This window comes from Dickeya sp. Secpp 1600 (assembly GCF_003049805.1).
In the GTDB taxonomy this organism is placed as follows: domain Bacteria; phylum Pseudomonadota; class Gammaproteobacteria; order Enterobacterales; family Enterobacteriaceae; genus Dickeya; species Dickeya fangzhongdai.
Genome location: NZ_CP023484.1, coordinates 1,946,757 through 1,966,375 on the forward strand (window position 1 = coordinate 1,946,757; position 19,619 = coordinate 1,966,375).

The window sequence follows — 19,619 nt, forward strand, 5'->3', positions numbered from 1 at the left end:
CGATGAGGGGAATATCTAATGAAGGGTCTTAAGTTAGTGGTTATTGGAGCGGGTTCAAGCTACACACCTGAACTGATGGAAGGCATTATCAAGCGTCAAAATGAATTTCCGATCCGCGAGTTATGGCTGGTTGATATTGAGGATGGCCGTGAAAAAATGGCGATCATTGCTGGCCTCACCCGACGGATGCTGGAAAAAAATGGGCTGGATATACCGGTTTATGAAACCCTTGACCGCACAGAAGCACTGCTCGGTGCCGATTTTGTTTGTTCTCAGTTCAGGGCCGGCTGCCTGGAAGCACGGATCAGCGACGAAAGGATATCGCTGAAATACGACATGATCGGTCAGGAAACCAATGGGCTGGGTGGGTTTGCCAATGCATGCCGCACTATCCCGATTGCATTGGCTATAGCGAAAGAAATGGAACAACTGTGCCCGGATGCCTGGTTGCTGAACTTTACCAACCCGTCGGGAATGGTCACTGAAGCGATACTGAAATACAGCAAAGTCAAAACCGTAGGGCTGTGCAATGTGCCTGTTATCATGCAAAAAGGTATTGCCAGTGCTTTAGGTGTCAGTGACATCAATGAATTTATCATGCAGGTCGCGGGACTTAATCACTTCATTTTTGCGCGCCATATTTTTCATGAAGGTAAGGATAAGCTGCCTCAGGTTATTGAGCTGATTTCAGAGGGGAATGATCCTTTGGTGCCTAAAAATATTCCTCCTTTCAAATGGCCGGATCGGTTGTTGGCGAATATGGGAATGATACCTTGCCCCTACCTGCGTTATTACTACATGAGCGACGACATGTACCGTCAGGAGCTTGGCGAAGCACAAGGGGAAGGGACTCGTGGTGAGATCGTAAAGGAGCTCGAAAGAGAACTATTCGAAATTTATCGAAACCCGGAACTCGCCGAGAAACCGAAAGCGCTGGAAGGTCGGGGAGGGCAGTACTATTCGGATGCGGCATGTGAATTGATGAGCGCAATATATAACGACAAACGCATCATCATGCATGTCAATACGCGAAACGATGGTGCGATTGCGGGCCTGCCGGATGACTGTGCGGTTGAGGTCAGTTCAATGATCACCCGTTCAGGACCTATACCACTGAATGTCGAACCTTTCCCGGAAGATGTACTTCGTCTGATTCAACTGATGAAAAGCTTTGAGCAATTGACCATTGAGGCAGCCATCAGTGGTAATCGGTATACGGCATGGCGTGCCTTGGTTATTAATCCCCTAGTCAAAAGCGGTCAACTGCTTGAAAATGCATTGGATGAAGTGATCGAACATAACAAAGCGTTGATGCCGGCCTTCCAACGCAATAAATAACGCTAAGCAGACTGGTCGGTTATTTTATAACAAAGCGGTTATCACTCTGAACGAGGGGTAACCGCTTGCCGATGATGCATCAGACCGCTAAGAGACTTTTTTAAACATAGATAAAATGGCATCACTGCCCTTTTTTCAGCTCTGACAATGCTTGCTGATAAAACCCTGCCGATTTAACACCCGGTATACGCTGGACCAACTGCCCATCCTTGAACATGAGTACGGAAGGCAGTCCCCAAATTTCATATTTGGTGGTCAGTACCGGTGCCAGATCCACATTCACTTTGCCGACTTTGACGTCGCTTTCTATCTGCTCGGCAAAATGGTTAAAAATGTCTTCGCTCATCTGACAAGGTGGGCACCAGGGGGCAGAGAAGCGCACCACCGCAACCCCTTCATGCCTCTCGATTTCTCTAAAATTATCTTCATTGTAAAGGGTTAATTCACGCATCATTCACTCCTGCAGGATGTAACTTGATAGTAATTCTACCTACTAGTTGGTTTTTTTAATTAACATAAAAAGCTATCATCGATAGAAAGGTGCTTAAGCGAAGATAATGCCATGTTTTATCAATGGATAAGCGTCATCTTATGTGGACGGCGTGCTGAGGATTATGATATTTCACTCCATCTGAATGAGAAAACTGACGTATTGTAAAATCGGGATTACTTTATAAAAAAGCAAGCCCATCCATAAAGTGTCGGCCTACAGGGCAGGCCTATTCCTTTTCGTAAGGCGATGATGGAAAGAACATTATCCAGTCGTATTAATGTGGGGAGTACAGCGCATGTGCTGCATACGCAGCCCCTGATGATGCGCCATATCACTATAGATGAACCCACAATCATCCTGGTCCGCCATGGCAGGAAAATAATCCGCTGGGCGCAAGAGGAGATAACGCTGGAAGCGGGGGACGCGGTGGTCATCGGGGAGGGGCACTCTTTTGATATCATCAATACACCATCACCTTTAACGGGTACGTACGAAGCATCATGGCTGAGTTTTTGTGCCGATTTCGTCCAAAACTACTGCTTCATGCATGCCCCACGTATGAGCATGAACGAAGCAAATAAAATGGCAGAGCCAGGCAACAGTTTTCGCCAGGCCTTTTATCACACTGCGGAGGCCATTACAGATACTGAAAACATACCTGAAAGTATCGTGGCCAGGCGTATGGAAGAGATGCTGAGTTGGCTGGATGAATACCGAATTTTCTTCGCGCTGAAACAACATACCGGACTGGCGATAAAAATCCGCAAACTCGTTGCAGCAGACATATCACAAGACTGGAATACTGCGCAGGTGGCGGCTGAATTGGGTATGTCGGCCACCACCCTGAGACGCCATCTGCATGCCGAAAATACGTCATTCACCCATCTGGTGACTGACATTCGCATGTGCCGCGCCCTGACACTTTTGCAGGTGACCGATCTTTCAGTCACCCGCATATCCCTGGAAGTCGGCTATGAAAATCCGTCTAAGTTCGCCGCCAGATTTCGAACTCGCTTCGGATTCAGCCCCAGCCTGGTCCGGGTTTCCGGCCAGGCTATCGGCAACCTGGCTGCGGTTAGCGGCCCTGCGTAATCTGAAGATGCGCTTCGCCCAGTGAGTTCGCTTTTGCCATAAAGCCGACCAGGGCGGGCGTCGAGTCCGCCGTTATTCCCGGAAGTTTGTCGACACGAAGTGCCGTCAGCGTGATCTCATAACGGTGCGTTTCACCCTTCGGCGGGCAAGGGCCGCCATAACCCGGGATACCGAAATCAGTCCGGGTCTGAAGAGCCCCTTGCGGGAGATTTTTGTTATCCGCCGTTATCCCAGCCGGTAACGAGTGAAGAGATGAGGGAATATTCACCACCTGCCAGTGGATCCAACCGAGGCCTGTCGGCGCATCCCTATCATAAATTTTGAGAGCGAAGCTTTGAGTTCCTGCCGGCGCGCCACTCCAGTTAAAAGAGGGGGCAAGGTTTCCACCGCTGCACCCAAATCCATAAGGTGAACTCAGGGTCTGAGCTGCGGGGAAACGGTTTTTTTCAAGCTCATGACTTGTCAGCGTAAAACTGGCTGAAAAAGCGACCTGGCTCGACAACGCCAGGCATAATGTACTGATAACAGTAAGGTGAAGTTTGGACATTTACTCTTCTCCATCGGGGTGATTAATATCCCAATGATAAGGGGAGAGAAAGACTCCTCGCCGCCCTGAACCGGCCAGTCTTAGCTCCATAACGCCCAATAATGATATTTGTAATTCCCTGATTTCACAGGATGACGACCATCTCACCGACGGCAGCTCACCTTACACAGCATTCCCTGTGCCTGTCTCCGGTGACAAAAGGACAGCATGATTTGTTCTTTTACCTATTGACCAATCAACTAGTAGGTAGGTATAGTGCAGCCATACGCTTAACCGGCATCAGGAAGCGATCGTCAGCTCCCCGGCCCGCTAAGTATTAACTCCGGCCCCAGCGGGGCTTTTCTCACTTTCGCCTTGCGAGGTATACGATGAGTAAGTTGTTCACCCCCTACAATCTGTCAGGCATGCAGTTAAAAAACCGCGTGGTCATGGCCCCGATGACCCGCACCCGCACAATGAACGACGTGCCGGATGACGTCGTTGCACTTTACTACGCCCAGCGCGCCTCTGCGGGGCTGCTTATCACCGAAGGCATGCCTGTTTCTGAAGAAGGGCGCGGCTATCTGTATACCCCGGGGATCTACAACGCTGTACACGTTCAGGGCTGGCGCAAAGTGACCGATGCGGTACATGCGAAGGGCGGCCGTATTTTTGCTCAGTTGTGGCATGTGGGCCGGATGTCTCATACCTCAATTCAGCCGGGCAACATCGCGCCAGTTTCCGCCGGTACCGTACAAGCGGTTAACACCACCGTCTTTGCACTGACCGAGTCTGGCGAACCGGGACCTGTCGTTCCAAGCCAGCCGCGTGCACTGGAAACCGCAGAAGTTCGACGCGTTACCGCTGACTTTGTCCATTCAGCGCGTCTGGCAATGGAGGCCGGGTTTGACGGCGTGGAAATCATGGCGGCGAACGGCTTCATTTTCGACCAGTTCCTCAGCAGTGAACTGAACCCTCGCACTGATGAATACGGTGGCTCTGTGGAAAACCGTCAGCGGTTCCTGCTGGAAACGGTTGATGCCATCTCTGCGGCTATTGGTAGCAATAAGGTGGGCTTGCGCATTTCACCGTTCGGGCGGATTTACGACCTGGCGCCTTATGAAGGTGAAGAAGAGATTTGGGCCAGTATCGCTGCGGCCCTCGGCCAACGTGAGCTGGCTTATGTGCACCTCTATTATCAACCTGTTTATACCCAGGCACCGGTACCTGCCGGTTTCAAAGCCGCGTTCCGTAAAACTCTGGGGGGCACCGTTATTGCCGCCGGCGGCTTCACCCGCGAGATTGCCGAAACCGCACTTGAGGCAGACGAACTGGATCTTGTTGCGTTTGGCGTGCCGTACATCGCCAACCCTGATCTGGTCGAAAGAATGCAGAACGGCTGGCCGCTGGCTGAAAGCGATCGCACGACGTATTACGGCGTGACGGGGTCGCCGGAAAAAGGCTACACCGATTATCCCGCCTGGGAAGCCAACTAACGCCACGTAGCTGGTGGTATTTGCGGTGCTCACATAAAGAGGCACCGCCAGACGACATTAATGGGGTATTCAGGAGCCAATATGCAAACCCTTAAGCCGATTATTACGATAGATATCTGGTCAGACCTGGTCTGCCCCTGGTGTTGGATTGCCAAAAAGCGTTTCGAACAGGGCCTTGCCGCCTTTGAACACAAGGAACAGGTCGTGGTCCGCCACCACAGTTTCCGTATTTCCGGCGACCGGCCTGCCGTGCCGTTCCGCAAAGCCCTTTACAAGAAGTTTGGCGGGGAACATGGGGCGGAACTGATGATGAATCAGGTGGGCACGGCCGGGAAGGCAGAAGGGCTCCAGTATAACTTTGACACCATGCTCTTTGGCGATACCGAAGATGCCCATACGCTACTCGCGGCTGCACGTCACGCCAATATGGGCGACGCCATGGCAGAACGGTTTTATCGGGCCAGTGTGACTGAGGGGCGTTCCATTTTCGATCCGCAGGAGCTCATTGCGTTAGCTACAGAAGTGGGCATGTCCAGAGCCGACGCTGAAAGTGCCCTTGCCAATGAGGCCTTCCGTGCATCGGTGGCTGAAGATGAAGCCCATGCCCGGTCGATCGGGGTCAGCGGTGTCCCGCTGTTCCTGCTCAATGAAAAATATGCCATCAGCGGCGCGCAATCTGCGGACAACTTCCTGAACGCGTTGAAGCAAGTCTGGGAAGAAAAAGCGGCCGAATTGGCAAAAACCGACGGCCAGACCTGCGGCGCTGACGGTTGCAGCATCTGAAACCTGAACGAGCCGGCTGCATGACTGCCGGCAAATCTACCCTGCAAATAACGGAGTTCAAAATGAGCGATTACTTTAAAGGCAAAAAAATGCTTGTCGTGGGTGGCACCAGCGGCATGGGTCTGGAAACGGCGCGTATGGTGCTGAAAGCCGGTGGCAGCGTGGTACTGACGGGCAATAAAAAAGACAAGGCAGAAGCGGTTCAGAAAGAGCTGAGCCCACTGGGTTCCGTGTCCGTGATTGCGGCAAACCTGATGACCGAAGAGGGCATGAACGCCATTCGTCAGGAGATTAATGCTAATCATCGCGATATTAGCCTGATGGTCAATGCGGCCGGGATCTTCATGCCGAAAGGCTTTACCGAGCATTTGGAAGCCGATTACGACATGTACCTGATGTTGAACCGGGCAACCTTCTTCATCACGCAGGACGTGGTGAAGAACATGCTGGCCGACGGCCGTGAAGGGGCGATTGTGAACGTGGGCTCCATTGGCGCGCAAGCCGCACTCGGCGACTCACCGGCTTCCGCGTACTCCATGGCCAAAGCCGGTCTCCACGCCTTGACACGCAACCTGGCCATTGAGCTGGCCAGTGCGGGTATCCGCGTGAACGCGGTCTCGCCAGGGATCGTGCATACCCCGATTTATGAAGGCTTCATGGCGAAAGAAGACATTGCCGGCGCAATGCAATCGCTGAACGCTTTCCATCCGCTGGGGCGTGTCGGCACGCCGGAAGATGTGGCCAATACCATCTTCTTCCTGTTGTCCGACAAAGCCTCTTGGGTGACTGGCGCAATCTGGGATGTCGATGCCGGTATCATGGCCGTTCGCAGATAAGCTCGTCGTAACCTCGCAAAGCCGCCCCATGATGGGGCGGCTGATAGGCATCTTGCTTGTAATTCAACCATTCTTAAAGTTAACATAATGAAAAAATTGAAATTTACCTTCAAAAATGCAGAAGGTGAGGAACTTGCCGGGTTGCTTGAATTGCCAGAAAATCCAAAAGCCTTTGCCCTGTTGGCGCACTGCTTTACCTGCGGGAAGGATCTGAAAGGTGCTGCACGCATTGCCAGGAAACTGACAGAAAATTCAATTGCGGTGCTTCGCTTTGATTTCACCGGGTTAGGCAACAGCGAAGGCGATTTTTCCAATACCAATTTTTCCTCGAATATTTCTGACCTGCTGTGCGCGGTCGATTATCTTCGTCGGGAATACGAGGCTCCTTCGCTGCTGATTGGTCACAGCCTTGGCGGTTCGGCAATCCTCTCTATTGCAGCCAAAGTGCCTGAAGCCAGAGCGGTCGTAACCATAGGTTCGCCAGGCGAATTGACGCATGTACAGCGGTTGTTCAAAGACAATATCGAAGATATCAGGAACCATGGCGCTTTCCCGGTAGAGCTTGCAGGCCGGGTATTCACGCTCAAAAAGCAAATGCTGGATAACATTCAGGAGCATAAAATAGCGGAGAAGGTATTTACCATGAATAAGCCGCTGCTGATTTTTCATGCTCCCAATGATGATACCGTGCTGATTGAACAGGCAGAGAAAATTTTTAAAGCCGCCAGACACCCCAAAAGCTTTATCTCACTGGGTGAAGCAGATCATCTTCTGACGCATCCTCAGGATGCGGAATATGTTGCCGGGATTATCGTTGCCTGGAGTTCTGCTTACATTTAGAGGGCGTGTAAAGCTTCGCGAAGCTGCTGGTGCTGTCGTTGGCCACTGAATAAACGGGTGTAGCATTTTGATTGCACATACAAAACTGCGTAGCATGCTTTCTTTACGCGAAAAAAGCCCTGCTTAGATGCAGGGCTAAGGGCATTGTTGCTATGGTTTATTTTTATTATTTCCCTGGCATTGCTCAACTTCCAGGTTTATTACCTTCAAGTTGAGATTCAATTAATTTAACTTTAACGCTCTCTTATTTTCCTGGAAAAATTGAAGTCACTTCGCGGGCGGTATCGACCAGAAGCTCACCGTTTTTGTACCTCTCGCTCACTTCTCCATTGTTGCCGGTAGCATTTTCAGGTCGTTCAATAAACTGCCCCAGCGGAGTCGCGTTCTCATCCAGTACCACGGCAAACGGAATTTTGACTTTATCGACACCAAAGTGTGCCTTAAAGACGGCTTCAGCCTTGTCGCGGGTGATAATACCCAGACGTATTGCCGGCGCTGACGCGGCAATGGCATGGATTACAGGCAAGTTTTTATGGCAGTCGGGGCACCACATTTCAGCAGCTACCAGAATGCTGTACGAACCCGGAAGTTGCGAGAGCTTACTAATGACATCGTCAGGTAATGCCTCGTTGGCAAGCCCCTCAAAATGCCGTAATGCATTGCGGTCTTCTTCTGCTCCGCTGCCAACAAATTCGTTATAATCTGATGCTGCTTCGAGCAGTACGTTGAAATCTTGCATATGTTCTCCTTTGTTAGTAACGGGGGCTAAGGCTTCACATAAATCTGGCAATGATAAAGGCCAATTCTCCATGCATGACCTGAAAAGGCGTACCATTTTAGTGTCTGGCTGCCATAAGTAGATATTGCCATCCTACCTACTAATTGATAGATTATCACGTAATTTGTTAATTTTGAGGCGTCACGCTGATGGGGCGGTCTGTTGGATTCAAGATAGTGATAGCAATGATGGCATTCGCAGCCAATTCTGTGCTCTGTCGGATTGCGTTGAAAGGCGAACATATTGACCCGGTGACGTTCAGTGACCTTCGCCTGATGAGCGGGGCGGTGGTCTTATTACCACTGTTGTTGAGACGTGAGGGGAAAAAGCAGGGCGTCTGGAGCTTGAAAAGCGGGTTCTTTCTTATGGCCTACGCCCTGTGTTTCTCCCTTGCCTATATCCATTTGGATACAGGAACAGGTGCTTTGCTCTTGTTTGGCGTTGTGCAACTGGCGATGGTGGCCCATGGCCTTTTCCATGGGGAAAGGCTGTCTTTTTCCAGAGCAACGGGGCTTGGGCTGGCTGTAGCCGGCATGGCTGCTCTTCTCTTACCTGGTGCCAAAACGCCCCCCTTGGGCAGCGCTGTTCTGATGGCGCTTTCAGGCCTTGCCTGGGCGGCTTATACCCTCTGCGGAAAGCGCTCTCCCAGCGCAGCGCAGGCCACTGCGGCAAATTTCATCCTTGCTGTACCTTTTGCCCTGGTGTTGTCGCCGTTCATTAGCCAGGGAGCGCACTTCGACGGTATCGGAATTCTCCTGGCAGTGCTCTCTGGTGCGGGTGCTTCTGCCGGAGCCTATGTGCTGTGGTATTCACTTTTACCTCGTCTTGAGTCTGTTGCAGCCAGTACGGTTCAGTTGAGTGTGCCCTGTCTGGCGATGCTGGGAGGCGTAACATTTTTGGGCGAGTCACTGAGCCTCAGAATGGCATTTTCAACGCTGGCAGTCCTTGCGGGCATTATGTTGGTGATCAAGGCACCGGGGCAGAAAATACGGCACTGATATCAACGTGCCAGTCATGACTTGATCACTCTGCAAATGGTTTTTTAGGTTTTAAAGCAAAGGAATATCTAATCGTTAGCAAAATCAGTGACGCTGTGACCTCTTTGGATAAACTAATCGGGTAACCTCTATGAAATACGATTTTGATGAAGCAGTGGACAGGGCAGGGACAGACAGCTTAACCGTCGACGGCTGGCGTGAATATATGTTTGGTGCCCATGAAGGCCCCGCGCCGGAAGTACCGGCCAATGGTTTTATAAACCTCTGGGTAGCAGATATGGCTTTTTCCACCCCCGAGCCGGTGCTTGAAGCCATACGTTCCCGGTTAGATAAAAAAATTCTTGGCTACACCCGCATTTATGACAGGGATTACTATGAGATTTTTGGGGCCTGGTGTGAAAGGAATTACGGATATCGGTTTCAGGAAGAAAGCATTGTTTTCTCCCCTGGTATTATCCCTGCGCTTAACCGATTGGTGCCGTTACTGACCCACGAAGAAGACAGCATCCTCATCCTGACCCCTTCTTACGCACCGTTTAAAAAAGCCGGAGACTATAGCGGTCGTCGCGTCGTCGATTGCCCGCTTAGAAATAACGAAGGCCACTGGGCGGTAGATTTTGAGGCAATGGAACAAGCCCTGAGCGATGAGCAGCAGCGAATTAAAGCCTTCTTTCTCTGTAACCCGCATAATCCCACCGGGCGAGTTTGGCGACGTGATGAGTTGCAGAAAATGATAGCGTTATGCCTTAAACATGATGTGTGGGTTATTTCTGATGAAATCCACTGTGATTTATCCCGCTCGGGTGTCACGCATATCCCCGCCGCGTCAATTTTTCCTGAAAATCATAAAATTATCACCTGCATGTCGACCAGCAAAACGTTCAACCTGGCGGGTAACCTGCTTGCAAACATCATGATCCCTGATGCCTCAGTGAGAGCCGAATGGCTTCGCCTGCATGATGATTTTATCTCTCCGCTGAGCCTGGTGGCTAACAAGGCCGCCTGGTCCGAGTGCGATGAGTGGTTGACTCAGGTCAGGCACTACATTGACGAGAACTTCCGTTTTCTGCAGGACTACCTGGGGACATATCATCCGCTGGCCCGTTTTATCATTCCGGAAGGGACTTATCTTGCCTGGATTGATATCTCTCGTTTGGTAGATGTCAGTAATCAGGAAGAGGTAACCCTCTTTTTTGCCAGACATGCGGGTGTATTGCTTGAAGGGGGGCAAATGTTTGTCAGTAACGGCGACGGGCACATCCGCCTTAATCTGGCTTGTCCACGCGCTATGCTTGCTGAGGGGCTCAACCGCATAAGCAAGGCATTGAGTGCGAGTTCTGGCGATGCTACCTGAACGATGACCGCAGCGATGCTGCCTGGAGAACAAAATGACGAAACACTATGACTATATCGCGATTGGTGGTGGTAGCGGTGGTATCGCCTCAATCAACCGTGCGGCGATGTATGGGCAGAAATGCGCTTTGATTGAAGCGCGGGAGTTGGGCGGGACTTGCGTCAATGTGGGGTGTGTACCGAAAAAAATAATGTGGCACGCTGCGCAAATCGCAGAGGCCATTCATCTTTATGGCCCAGACTATGGCTTCGATACCACATTAAACCGCCTTGACTGGGCTAACTTGCTAAAAAACCGCAGTGCCTATATCGATCGTATTCATACTTCATACGAAAATGTGTTAGGTAAAAACAAGGTAGATGTCATCAAAGGTTTTGCCCGGTTTGTGGACGCGCATACGGTGGAGGTCAACGGGGAAACGATTACCGCTGACCATATATTGATAGCCACCGGTGGTCGCCCTAGCCATTCCTCTATTCCGGGAGCGGAATACGGAATTGATTCAGATGGTTTTTTTGCGCTTGAGGCGCTACCGGAGCGCACTGCAGTTGTTGGTGCAGGCTACATTGCTGTTGAACTGGCAGGTGTTCTCAATGCATTGGGGTCAAAAACCCATTTGTTCGTACGTAAGCATGCGCCTTTGCGCAGTTTTGACCCGTTGCTCACAGAAACACTGGTTGAAGTCATGAACGTCGAAGGCCCAACGTTGCACACCCAAGCGATCCCCACTGCAGTGGTCAAAAACCAGGACGGCAGCCTGACACTGAAGCTGGAAGATGGTCGTGAACAAACGGTTGACTGTTTGATCTGGGCGATTGGCCGTGAGCCAGCCAATGACAAGTTGAACGTTGAGATGGCGGGTGTTGAACTCGATGAAAAAGGGTACGTCAAAGTTGATAAATATCAGAATACCAACGTGCCGGGTGTTTACGCGGTGGGTGATAATACCGGTGCGGTTGAGTTAACACCGGCAGCTGTTGCTGCGGGCCGTCGCCTTTCAGAACGCTTGTTTAACAACAAGCCGGATGAGTATCTGGATTACAACAATATCCCCACAGTCGTCTTTAGCCACCCAACAATAGGTACCGTTGGCCTGACTGAACCCCAGGCGCGTGAGGAATATGGTGATGATCAGGTGAAAGTTTATCAGTCATCTTTTACCGCCATGTACACCGGCGTGACGCGTCATCGCCAGCCATCCCGCATGAAGCTGGTATGTGTGGGGTTGGAAGAGAAAATCGTCGGTATCCACGGTATCGGTTTAGGCATGGATGAAATACTGCAAGGCTTTGCTGTTGCGCTGAAAATGGGAGCAACGAAGAGAGACTTCGACAATACCGTGGCAATTCACCCAACTGCGGCAGAAGAATTTGTCACGATGAGATAATGGTGAGTAGTGCCATTTAGCACGTGACGGGAGGGCTGGAGGTTTGTTAAACAACGGCCCGTAATGAGTACGTATTATATTGAGATAAGAATGAACAAATACATCCTCGCGTTATCTGCTGCACTTATCGGCTCGCAGGTTCAGGCAGCAACGCCCGCAGCGCTTCCCGCACCGATCAAGCAGTTGGAAAAACAAGGTATAGAAATAATCAAACCCTTCACGGCTCCCGGTGGGGTTCAGGGCTGGTTGGGAAAATATCAGGGAACGGGGGTGACAATTTATCTGACCCCCGATAAAAAACATGCCATATCAGGTTATATGTACGATGAGAATGGAAGTAACCTCAGCGAACAGGTCATAAAAGAGGAGATTTACATCCCTGCTGGCCGCGAGATGTGGAAAACACTGTCCAAAGCTGCCGGTATCACGGAAGGCAGCAATAATGCAAATTGTCAGATTGTCGTGTTTGCCGATCCTTTTTGTCCTTACTGTACAAAATTCAGACAGGAAGTGCAGCCCTATATTAAGGACAATAAAATCGCTTTGAAAACGCAGTTAGTGGGTGTCATGCAGCCCGACAGTGGCCGTTACGCGGCTGCGATATTGTCTTCTGAAAACCCCGCGAAGGTCTGGCAGGATTTCGAGTTGTCGGGTGGCAAAAACAAGCCTGCACTTTTGGAGAAAACGCCGCAGCCGATTTTCTCGCAGATCCAATACAACCAGAAATTGATGGAAGATGTGGGGGCAAACGGTACTCCAGCAATTTATTATCTTAACCACGCCAACATGCTTCAACAGATCATCGGTCTGCCGGACCAGGAACAGATGGCCAATCTTATAGCGTGTAAATAGTTTCTGAGTCACTGGCTGCGAAATGGGTAAATTCACACATGGATGTGGGGATTTTATGAGTACACCCCTTAAAATCCTATTTTTATCTTGTGCTTATGTAGCTATCAGATCTTTTCGCTATGTGTTTTGTACTGATTTAGAATGGCGCAGCGCAAAGTGAACGGATTGAAATGTAAATCAGCTACCCTAACTAACGAAACCCGATGCAACCTGGAGAAAAGACATGAACAGAGCTCAATTGTTTTCTTATCTTTTTTTAACGGGATTTTCCGTTATAGCGTTTGCCTGTCAGGGAGGTGAAGGCGGGAAAGGCGGAACTGGAGGAAAAGGGGGCTCCGTGGTAATCGGTAATCAAAACGGTGGGGCTGGTCTTAATGGAAAAAACGGAAAATCTGGGATGAATGGTTGTCCCGGTGGAACTCAGGCCGCACCCGATGGGCATTTTTATCTGCGAGGAACACATGAGCAATGTAACCCGTTTCACGCCAAAAAACAGAAATCACAGGTCACAGCGTCACTGATTGAGAGCACATAATGTAAAGTCTTGCCAACGTCTAAAAAACTCTGGTCTCTTCACCCATTATCATCCGATGTGTCAGCTATCACACCGCCAAAAGATAAGACTCATTTGCTCATGTCAAAAGAGCAGGTAAAAGTGTACTCTTATGAGTAAATTGCAGGGGTAACAGTTTAACTCAGCTGATATTGTCTTTGGATGAAGATGGAATGCTCTATGCCTAAACGTATAAAAAACAGCCGCTGGTCAGGTTACGATCCCCGCTATATCTATTCTCTCGTCGTCCGACGTTACTTTGTTGAGATGAAGACCAAAACTGAGATTGCTGAAGAACTCGAGATTTCGAGATTTAAAGCGGCGCGTCTTATCGATGAGGCAATAAAGGAAGAGTATGTGAAGTTTCTCTTTCCAAAGCAGCAACTGCTTGACGAAGAGATCGCACTTAATCTCTGCGGAAAGTATGGTCTGCAGAAGGCAATCGTGCTTTCCGTGTCAGAATCCTGGTCCAATCAGGAAGAACTGAATGAGAAGCTGGGGGGTATCACTGCAAGTTATCTCAACAATAATCTCGCTGAGGGAATGAAGGTTGGTATTGCCTGGGGACGCGTTTTATCCAGCACAGTGAGTCAACTCACCAGCTTGCCGGCATTAGATGTTGTTCAGCTATCTGGCGTTCATCCCGGCATTGAATTTAGCCAGGGCCCGATCGACCTTATCCACAGACTGTCGACTATCTCTCAGGGCAAGGCTCATCCTATGTATGTGCCGATGTGGGTGGATGATGAAAGCCTGGCCCAAAAACTGGCCAGTGATCCGGCTGTGGTGGATACCCAACAATATTATTCTCAGCTGGATGTTGTCATCACCGGTATTGGCGCCTGGAAAACGGGCTCATCCAGTTTGTGTGATATTTTTCCCGAGTCGTGGCAAAAAAATCTGTTTGAGAAAGATATCGCTGCGGATGTCTGCATTACTCTCGTTAACAGTAAAGGCGAGATCCTTGATAGCCCGATGAGCCGTCTTGGGTTTGGTATTTCAACCGAACAATTGCGTAACACGAAAACCGTGATTGGTGTGGCGGGGGGAGAACAGAAGTATGAAGGCATCGTCGCTTCCCTCAAGTCAGGCCTTTTAGATGTGTTAATCACTGACTTCGATACTGCGGTGAAGCTTGTCAATTCCTGATTGAAATAGATCCCGGAACATCAGCAACAGGGGCGTAGCCCGCGCCCTTGATCACCTTCCTCTCAGGCATGCATTAGGCACTGCTATCAGTCATTCAGTAAACCCTCATGACTTAGATCAGAGCATGGCCAAATCCTCTGACATAGGTCAGTTCGCATATATAAACCTTCAAAAAATCTATTATCCATCTGATTTATAATAAAAATTTTACTTCCCCTCTCCGGTTGACTTGATTGATCTAAAAGATGAATTACTCGATCTTGCTCATATGAGCAATTATTTTCGTGCACTTATGCATTTATTTTGTGATCAGCTTATAACTTTTGCATGTTTTCTGTTTGCGCGGAAAATTGGCATGCTATAACTGCTCATCTGATCGATTGTGTTTGCTCTAATGAGCAAAAAGGCGAGGTGAAAAGGTGAGTACAGTCGCTATTAATGTTGCAGATGGTGCAGCATTCAAAAATTACGATGAGGTGCTGCAGCACATCCATGAAAAGCTGTATTCAGAAGGGATAGTGAAAAAGACCTATCTGGCAGCACTGCGCGAACGCGAAGCCATGTATCCAACCGGTATTTTGCTTGATGGTTATTCTGTGGCGATCCCACATTGCGACAGCAACCAGGCCAACAGCCCGTCGATTTATATTATTCGCTTACCTGAACCGGTTCAGGTTGATCAGGCTGATGGCGACGATAAATTGTGGGTCAAACTCATTATCAATTTGGTCGTTACCGATCCGGCTAATCAGTTGCAACTGCTGAAGGCCCTTTTTAGTAATCTTCAAATGGAAGACTTTTATCAAAATTTACTTGAGCTTCCTTCCGAGAAAGCGCAGGCACTTTTTATTTCCACCGTCATGCAATAAGAGTTCAGGAGCATAATGATGATTAATATCCTCGTAGCCTGCGGGAGCGGTGTCGCAACGTCAACTATCGCTGCTGATGAAGTGAAATCCGTGTGTACAGAATATGGCATTACTCAGTTCAAAATAAATAAATGCAGCATGTCAGAACTTCCTTCTGAATTACAGAATGCTGATGTGATTTTAACCACGAATAACTACAAAGGTGATATCGGAAAACCGCATATGAGTGTGGCCGGGTTTATTACCGGGATTAATGAAGCTGTGTTACGAAAAAAACTAGGGGATTTATTAACAGAGCTGGCTAAAAACTAATAAGAAAACACAGGGGATGACAAGATGGACATGTTAAAAAACATAATGCTAACGATAACAAGCATGGGGGCAACGGCAATCCTACCACTTGTCATCTTCATTTTGGGTTTGGTTTTCCGCATGAAAGTCGGTGCTGCCATTAAGTCTGGTATCACCGTGGGTATCGGTTTCATTGGTTTAGGGTTGGTTGTTAATTTGTTGAGTACATCCCTGCAGCCGGCAATTGCCTACTATTCAAAACTGGGAAGCGGATTCACTGTGGCTGATATCGGATGGCCTGCGGTGGGCGCGGCCGCATGGGTGGCACCCTTTGCCGCTTTAGTTGTTCCAGTGGGTATTATTCTTAATTTGCTACTTGTTCGGCTTAAATTAACCAAAACGCTGAACGTTGATATCTGGAATTATATGCACTTCCTGGTTCCCGGCGCGCTGGCCTATTTCGTGTTTGACAGCTTCTTTATCGGTTTTGGCGTGGCAGTCGCACTTAGCGTTATCGCTCTGTTTATTGGCGATTTAATTGCTCCCCGTTGGCAGAAATATTATGGCCTGGAAGGGACGACCTGTACCACCATGATCCATATAGGCTGGACATTACCTTTTGCACTGCTGGTCAATAAAATTATCGACCTGATCCCCGGCCTGAACAAGCTCGACGTTGATTTGGAGAGCGTACAGAAACGTCTGGGTGTGTTTGGTGAACCCGCTATCATCGGTGTCATTGTAGGTTGTCTGCTTGGACTGCTGACGAAACAGCCTGTGACCACTATTGTCCCGATGGCAATGGGGGTGGCTGCGGTAATGGTGCTCCTGCCTAAAGTGGTGGGTGTCCTGATGGAAGGACTGTCTCCAATTGGGAAAAGTGCCAAAGAGATTATGCAAAAGCAGATGGGTAAAGACGCCGAACTGAACATCGGTATGGACTGTGCCCTGGCACTGGGCGACCCAGCGACCATCACCGTCACCGTTATCACCATTCCGTTGACCATGCTTTGCGCACTGATTTTACCGGGGATCATGATTTTCCCCATCGGCGTTCTGATGTCAATCATCTATATGACAACCATGACCGTAATGGCCAGCAACGGAAACGTCATCCGCTCAATTATTTCAACCTTACTGTTCAGTATTGTCGTGATGTATTTAGGAGGGTATGTGGCTCCGGGTGCAACCCAATTCCTGCATGGCGCAGGCGTCGGCTTGCAGGGGCAGGGTACTGACTTTGTACTGACTGGCCCGTGGGAAGTATTGACGTATTGGTTGAGCACTGTATTCCATTGATTTTAAAAATGAGGTTTGCTTACCATGGCACAGATTTTACCATCAATTTTTGGCGCGAATATCTTAAGTCTGCAAGATGAGCTCCGTTTTTTAGAAGAAGAGAACACTGAAATATTGCATGTTGATTTAATGGATGGAACCTTCGTAAATAATATTGCCTTTGGGCCGAATCAAATTTCTGCAATGAAAAAAGCCAGCAAAATGACTTTCGACGTACACATGATGCTGGCTAATCCTGAAAGACATATTGATGATGTTATCAATACTGGCGCAGAAATGATCTCAGTGCATTATGAATCAACGCCGCATGTGCATTTTATTTTACAGAAAATAAAAAAGGCCGGGCGAAAAGCCGGTGTGGTCATCAATCCGGGTACGCCTGAAAGTGTTCTGGAATATTTGTTGGACGATATTGATTACATCCTGATTATGACCATTAACCCGGGGCAACCCGGGCAGACTTTCATCGAGAAAAGCCTCGAGAAAATCAGGAAAACCAGAGAAATGATTGCTGGCCGACACATTCAAATTGAAGTCGACGGTGGCGTTAATCTGGAAATAGCGGAAAAAGTACAGGAGGCGGGTGCTGATTTAATTGTTGTCGGTGGCGCATTATTTAATGACAACCCTAAAGCAAGCTATCAGGCATTAAAGTCTGTCATGCATTAAGTATCCAACATACATTCACGCGCTCTTAATTGAGCGCGTAATCATTATGTAGACCGCAGACGTGGGGGATTCCTCTCACGTTAAGTACAAAGATTCAGGAGAACAACCGATGAGTCATTTTGAAGGTAAAGTTGCGCTAATTACCGGTGGTGCGCATGGGATTGGTAAAGGAATTGCAAAACAATTCGCCGAACGCGGTGCGCATACCGTCATTGTCGATTATAACGAGGCTAATGGCATCAAAACTGCGCAAGAACTGACCTTTGGCAATGTTAAATCGCTCTTTGTCAAAACGGACGTCTCTGATCCGCAGGCACTGGCTGAAGTGCGCAGAAAAGTTATCGAAACTTATGGCCGTATCGACATTCTGGTTTTGAACGCAGGTGTCGCTTTTGCCAATAAAGTCAAAGACATTACTTTCGAAGAGTGGAACAAAACACTCTCAATCAACCTGACGGGTTTATTCAATACGGTCAAAGCATTTTACGATGACTTCTTAACTAACCAGGGTTCAATCGTTTACATCTCCTCCGGTTCTGCGCTGTCAGGTACTGGCGGGGGGGTGAGCTATCCGGCCAGTAAAGCGGGGGGGGAAGGTCTTATTCGTGGTCTGGCGAAGGAGTTGGGTCCAAAAGGTGTTAACGTCAACGCTATCGCGCCGCGTCTTATCGACACCGGCGAAATGATGCGTGTTAATTACCCGACGCAGGCAGATTTAGACGCAGTACTGGAGAAAATTCCGGTCCGTCGTCTGGGCACAATCGATGATGTCGCAAACCTGGCCATCTTCCTTGCTGATAAGTCAAATTCTTACATCCAGGGACAGACGATCCTCATGGATGGTGGCCGTACAATTGCCTGACCGGAGGAAAAGAAAATGGGTGTTCAAGAAAATACTGTCAGTATTCTCAGGGAACTAGAACAAAACGCGCTCAATATCGACAATGATCAGGCACAGCATTTTATCGGAAAGATCCGCAATGCGAAGCATATTTTCCTGCAAGGTGCAGGGCGCAGCGGTATTGCCATCCGCGCGTTCGCTAACCGTTTATTGCATTTAGGCTTCTCGGTCAGCGTAGTTGGGGAAATTTCATCACCTCATACGAAAGCGGGTGATTTGTTAATTATTGGTTCAGGCAGTGGCGAAACAGGCAGTCTCAAGAGCCTTGCGCAGAAAGCCGTTGAGTGTGGTGTCGACGTGGCGCTGGTCACCATGAAAAAAGACTCTGCGATTGGCCAGTTGGCCAACTGCGTGCTGGTATTACCGGGAACGGTCAAAACTGAAAACGATCGCTCTCTGGGCCAGTTTTCGCAGCCAATGGGTTCCTCTTTCGAGCAACTCTGCTTTATCACCTACGATGCCATCGTGCTTGAACTCATGGACCAACTGCGTGAAACCAGTGAAACCATGTTTAAACGACACGCTGATTTTGAGTAATGACACTGAGCGCTTCGCTGGAAGCGCTCATTCGCTTATAACATCGCATAATTAAAAAGTGGGCAAATTACCCAGGTCATCGCATTTGGTATCATTAGGATCAGTCGTGAGATAAATCCCATCAATAACATGAACCATTGCCCCATAAACCCACTTGTCATTCACGTAGTTAATTGTTTGAAAGCTTGTCTTACCGGCATTTATCAACTCAGCGACAAACTGACGCGAGTTAATTGATGCGTCCTTCTCCCCATTACCGGCTTTGATGATTTTAACGTACTGAATGTGTTGCCCTGCATTGTCTCTGCGTACACCCGAGATGTAAAAGTCTGCCATTTCTCTTGCCCCTGCTGCGCTATGCCGTATAGCCACTTTGCACAACTTAATATCTGCCCTGTTGCAAATATGCCAATGACAGATTGCACAATTTTTCCACTCATTTTGCGCCAGCGCTCAGAGCCTGTATGCGGGGTAACTCACTTGATGCAATTTGTTTGGGTCTTCTGCAGGAGGGCAGCTATAACGTTAATCAAATGCTGAAACAAAAACGGCCAGCTTAGCTGGCCGTTGGATGCGTT

The 19,619-nt window shown here is 49.0% G+C and carries 22 protein-coding genes; 18 read left to right on the forward strand and 4 right to left on the reverse strand.

The window, feature by feature from the left end:
• The first annotated feature begins 18 nt into the window (after positions 1 to 18).
• On the forward strand, positions 19 to 1,338 hold the full coding sequence (locus CPA59_RS08755) for a 6-phospho-beta-glucosidase (protein WP_032693560.1): 1,320 nt from the start codon (positions 19 to 21) through the stop codon (positions 1,336 to 1,338).
• A gap of 121 nt (positions 1,339 to 1,459) precedes the next feature.
• Here CPA59_RS08755 and CPA59_RS08760 read toward each other — a convergent pair whose 3' ends face one another.
• Positions 1,460 to 1,789, reverse strand: a complete 330-nt coding sequence (locus CPA59_RS08760) for a co-chaperone YbbN (protein WP_015697014.1) — start codon at positions 1,787 to 1,789, stop codon at positions 1,460 to 1,462.
• A 339-nt stretch (positions 1,790 to 2,128) separates the two neighbouring features.
• On the opposite strand from CPA59_RS08760, the gene CPA59_RS08765 reads away from it, so the two are divergent.
• On the forward strand, positions 2,129 to 2,923 hold the full coding sequence (locus CPA59_RS08765; protein WP_255412288.1) for a helix-turn-helix transcriptional regulator: 795 nt from the start codon (positions 2,129 to 2,131) through the stop codon (positions 2,921 to 2,923).
• On the opposite strand, the gene CPA59_RS08770 is transcribed toward CPA59_RS08765, so the two are convergent.
• On the reverse strand, positions 2,907 to 3,470 hold the full coding sequence (locus tag CPA59_RS08770) for a YbhB/YbcL family Raf kinase inhibitor-like protein (protein ID WP_032693561.1): 564 nt from the start codon (positions 3,468 to 3,470) through the stop codon (positions 2,907 to 2,909). The two genes, CPA59_RS08765 and CPA59_RS08770, sit on opposite strands and share 17 nt — an antisense overlap.
• A 368-nt stretch (positions 3,471 to 3,838) precedes the next feature.
• On the opposite strand from CPA59_RS08770, the gene CPA59_RS08775 reads away from it, so the two are divergent.
• The 4 genes from CPA59_RS08775 to CPA59_RS08790 all read left to right on the forward strand — a co-directional run bounded on the left by CPA59_RS08775 (position 3,839) and on the right by CPA59_RS08790 (position 7,404).
• The gene (locus tag CPA59_RS08775) at positions 3,839 to 4,945 is read left to right on the forward strand and encodes an alkene reductase (RefSeq protein WP_107759115.1); all 1,107 of its coding nucleotides are present in this window, start codon (positions 3,839 to 3,841) and stop codon (positions 4,943 to 4,945) included.
• Positions 4,946 to 5,026: 81 nt separating this feature from the next.
• Complete coding sequence (locus CPA59_RS08780; RefSeq protein ID WP_032693563.1) at positions 5,027 to 5,728, forward strand: DsbA family oxidoreductase; 702 nt, start codon at positions 5,027 to 5,029, stop codon at positions 5,726 to 5,728.
• 62 nt (positions 5,729 to 5,790) lie between these two features.
• Positions 5,791 to 6,564: an SDR family NAD(P)-dependent oxidoreductase gene (locus tag CPA59_RS08785; protein ID WP_032693564.1), complete on the forward strand. Its 774-nt coding sequence runs from the start codon at positions 5,791 to 5,793 to the stop codon at positions 6,562 to 6,564.
• Between the two features lie 87 nt (positions 6,565 to 6,651).
• Entirely contained in the window at positions 6,652 to 7,404 is a 753-nt protein-coding gene (locus tag CPA59_RS08790; RefSeq protein WP_007374395.1) for a S9 family peptidase, read from the forward strand.
• A 244-nt stretch (positions 7,405 to 7,648) separates the two neighbouring features.
• On the opposite strand, the gene CPA59_RS08795 is transcribed toward CPA59_RS08790, so the two are convergent.
• Positions 7,649 to 8,143 (reverse strand): thioredoxin family protein, encoded by a 495-nt coding sequence (locus tag CPA59_RS08795; protein ID WP_024359916.1) that lies wholly within the window; start codon positions 8,141 to 8,143, stop codon positions 7,649 to 7,651.
• 188 nt (positions 8,144 to 8,331) lie between these two features.
• Between CPA59_RS08795 and CPA59_RS08800 the strand changes: the two genes are divergently transcribed.
• From CPA59_RS08800 to hxlB, 12 genes are all read left to right on the forward strand, one after another.
• Positions 8,332 to 9,180 (forward strand): DMT family transporter, encoded by an 849-nt coding sequence (locus CPA59_RS08800; protein WP_049112351.1) that lies wholly within the window; start codon positions 8,332 to 8,334, stop codon positions 9,178 to 9,180.
• Between the two features lie 130 nt (positions 9,181 to 9,310).
• Positions 9,311 to 10,534 carry a MalY/PatB family protein gene (locus tag CPA59_RS08805; RefSeq protein ID WP_049112349.1) on the forward strand — a complete coding sequence of 408 codons (1,224 nt, stop codon included), beginning with the start codon at positions 9,311 to 9,313 and terminating at the stop codon, positions 10,532 to 10,534.
• Positions 10,535 to 10,568: 34 nt separating this feature from the next.
• Positions 10,569 to 11,921, forward strand: a complete 1,353-nt coding sequence (gene gorA, locus CPA59_RS08810) for a glutathione-disulfide reductase (RefSeq protein ID WP_107759116.1) — start codon at positions 10,569 to 10,571, stop codon at positions 11,919 to 11,921.
• A gap of 90 nt (positions 11,922 to 12,011) precedes the next feature.
• Positions 12,012 to 12,773: a thiol:disulfide interchange protein DsbG gene (dsbG, locus tag CPA59_RS08815; RefSeq protein WP_107760787.1), complete on the forward strand. Its 762-nt coding sequence runs from the start codon at positions 12,012 to 12,014 to the stop codon at positions 12,771 to 12,773.
• 223 nt (positions 12,774 to 12,996) lie between these two features.
• Complete coding sequence (locus CPA59_RS22860; RefSeq protein WP_159077932.1) at positions 12,997 to 13,308, forward strand: hypothetical protein; 312 nt, start codon at positions 12,997 to 12,999, stop codon at positions 13,306 to 13,308.
• 198 nt (positions 13,309 to 13,506) lie between these two features.
• Positions 13,507 to 14,475 (forward strand): sugar-binding transcriptional regulator, encoded by a 969-nt coding sequence (locus CPA59_RS08820; protein WP_015697025.1) that lies wholly within the window; start codon positions 13,507 to 13,509, stop codon positions 14,473 to 14,475.
• Positions 14,476 to 14,894: 419 nt separating this feature from the next.
• Entirely contained in the window at positions 14,895 to 15,344 is a 450-nt protein-coding gene (gene gatA / locus CPA59_RS08825) for a PTS galactitol transporter subunit IIA (protein WP_047611334.1), read from the forward strand.
• Between the two features lie 18 nt (positions 15,345 to 15,362).
• Positions 15,363 to 15,656 carry a PTS sugar transporter subunit IIB gene (locus CPA59_RS08830; RefSeq protein ID WP_024359913.1) on the forward strand — a complete coding sequence of 98 codons (294 nt, stop codon included), beginning with the start codon at positions 15,363 to 15,365 and terminating at the stop codon, positions 15,654 to 15,656.
• 24 nt (positions 15,657 to 15,680) lie between these two features.
• Positions 15,681 to 16,934, forward strand: coding sequence for a PTS transporter subunit IIC (locus CPA59_RS08835; RefSeq protein WP_020439340.1), 1,254 nt, complete (start codon positions 15,681 to 15,683; stop codon positions 16,932 to 16,934).
• 24 nt (positions 16,935 to 16,958) lie between these two features.
• Positions 16,959 to 17,603, forward strand: a complete 645-nt coding sequence (rpe, locus tag CPA59_RS08840; protein ID WP_049089944.1) for a ribulose-phosphate 3-epimerase — start codon at positions 16,959 to 16,961, stop codon at positions 17,601 to 17,603.
• Positions 17,604 to 17,712: 109 nt separating this feature from the next.
• The gene (locus CPA59_RS08845; RefSeq protein ID WP_015697030.1) at positions 17,713 to 18,465 is read left to right on the forward strand and encodes an SDR family NAD(P)-dependent oxidoreductase; all 753 of its coding nucleotides are present in this window, start codon (positions 17,713 to 17,715) and stop codon (positions 18,463 to 18,465) included.
• 15 nt (positions 18,466 to 18,480) lie between these two features.
• Entirely contained in the window at positions 18,481 to 19,041 is a 561-nt protein-coding gene (hxlB, locus tag CPA59_RS08850) for a 6-phospho-3-hexuloisomerase (RefSeq protein WP_107759117.1), read from the forward strand.
• A 51-nt stretch (positions 19,042 to 19,092) separates the two neighbouring features.
• On the opposite strand, the gene CPA59_RS08855 is transcribed toward hxlB, so the two are convergent.
• Positions 19,093 to 19,377, reverse strand: a complete 285-nt coding sequence (locus tag CPA59_RS08855) for a DUF3892 domain-containing protein (protein WP_049112343.1) — start codon at positions 19,375 to 19,377, stop codon at positions 19,093 to 19,095.
• Positions 19,378 to 19,619: the final 242 nt, after the last annotated feature.

Coding starts and splice junctions, on each gene's coding strand:
- CPA59_RS08755 (WP_032693560.1), top strand. CDS start 19: ATGAAGGGTCTTAAGTTAGTGGTTATTGGAGCGGGTTCAAGCTACACA.
- CPA59_RS08760 (WP_015697014.1), bottom strand. CDS start 1,789: ATGCGTGAATTAACCCTTTACAATGAAGATAATTTTAGAGAAATCGAG.
- CPA59_RS08770 (WP_032693561.1), bottom strand. CDS start 3,470: ATGTCCAAACTTCACCTTACTGTTATCAGTACATTATGCCTGGCGTTG.
- CPA59_RS08775 (WP_107759115.1), top strand. CDS start 3,839: ATGAGTAAGTTGTTCACCCCCTACAATCTGTCAGGCATGCAGTTAAAA.
- CPA59_RS08780 (WP_032693563.1), top strand. CDS start 5,027: ATGCAAACCCTTAAGCCGATTATTACGATAGATATCTGGTCAGACCTG.
- CPA59_RS08785 (WP_032693564.1), top strand. CDS start 5,791: ATGAGCGATTACTTTAAAGGCAAAAAAATGCTTGTCGTGGGTGGCACC.
- CPA59_RS08790 (WP_007374395.1), top strand. CDS start 6,652: ATGAAAAAATTGAAATTTACCTTCAAAAATGCAGAAGGTGAGGAACTT.
- CPA59_RS08795 (WP_024359916.1), bottom strand. CDS start 8,143: ATGCAAGATTTCAACGTACTGCTCGAAGCAGCATCAGATTATAACGAA.
- CPA59_RS08800 (WP_049112351.1), top strand. CDS start 8,332: ATGGGGCGGTCTGTTGGATTCAAGATAGTGATAGCAATGATGGCATTC.
- CPA59_RS08805 (WP_049112349.1), top strand. CDS start 9,311: ATGAAATACGATTTTGATGAAGCAGTGGACAGGGCAGGGACAGACAGC.
- gorA (WP_107759116.1), top strand. CDS start 10,569: ATGACGAAACACTATGACTATATCGCGATTGGTGGTGGTAGCGGTGGT.
- dsbG (WP_107760787.1), top strand. CDS start 12,012: ATGAACAAATACATCCTCGCGTTATCTGCTGCACTTATCGGCTCGCAG.
- CPA59_RS22860 (WP_159077932.1), top strand. CDS start 12,997: ATGAACAGAGCTCAATTGTTTTCTTATCTTTTTTTAACGGGATTTTCC.
- CPA59_RS08820 (WP_015697025.1), top strand. CDS start 13,507: ATGCCTAAACGTATAAAAAACAGCCGCTGGTCAGGTTACGATCCCCGC.
- CPA59_RS08830 (WP_024359913.1), top strand. CDS start 15,363: ATGATTAATATCCTCGTAGCCTGCGGGAGCGGTGTCGCAACGTCAACT.
- CPA59_RS08835 (WP_020439340.1), top strand. CDS start 15,681: ATGGACATGTTAAAAAACATAATGCTAACGATAACAAGCATGGGGGCA.
- rpe (WP_049089944.1), top strand. CDS start 16,959: ATGGCACAGATTTTACCATCAATTTTTGGCGCGAATATCTTAAGTCTG.
- CPA59_RS08845 (WP_015697030.1), top strand. CDS start 17,713: ATGAGTCATTTTGAAGGTAAAGTTGCGCTAATTACCGGTGGTGCGCAT.
- hxlB (WP_107759117.1), top strand. CDS start 18,481: ATGGGTGTTCAAGAAAATACTGTCAGTATTCTCAGGGAACTAGAACAA.
- CPA59_RS08855 (WP_049112343.1), bottom strand. CDS start 19,377: ATGGCAGACTTTTACATCTCGGGTGTACGCAGAGACAATGCAGGGCAA.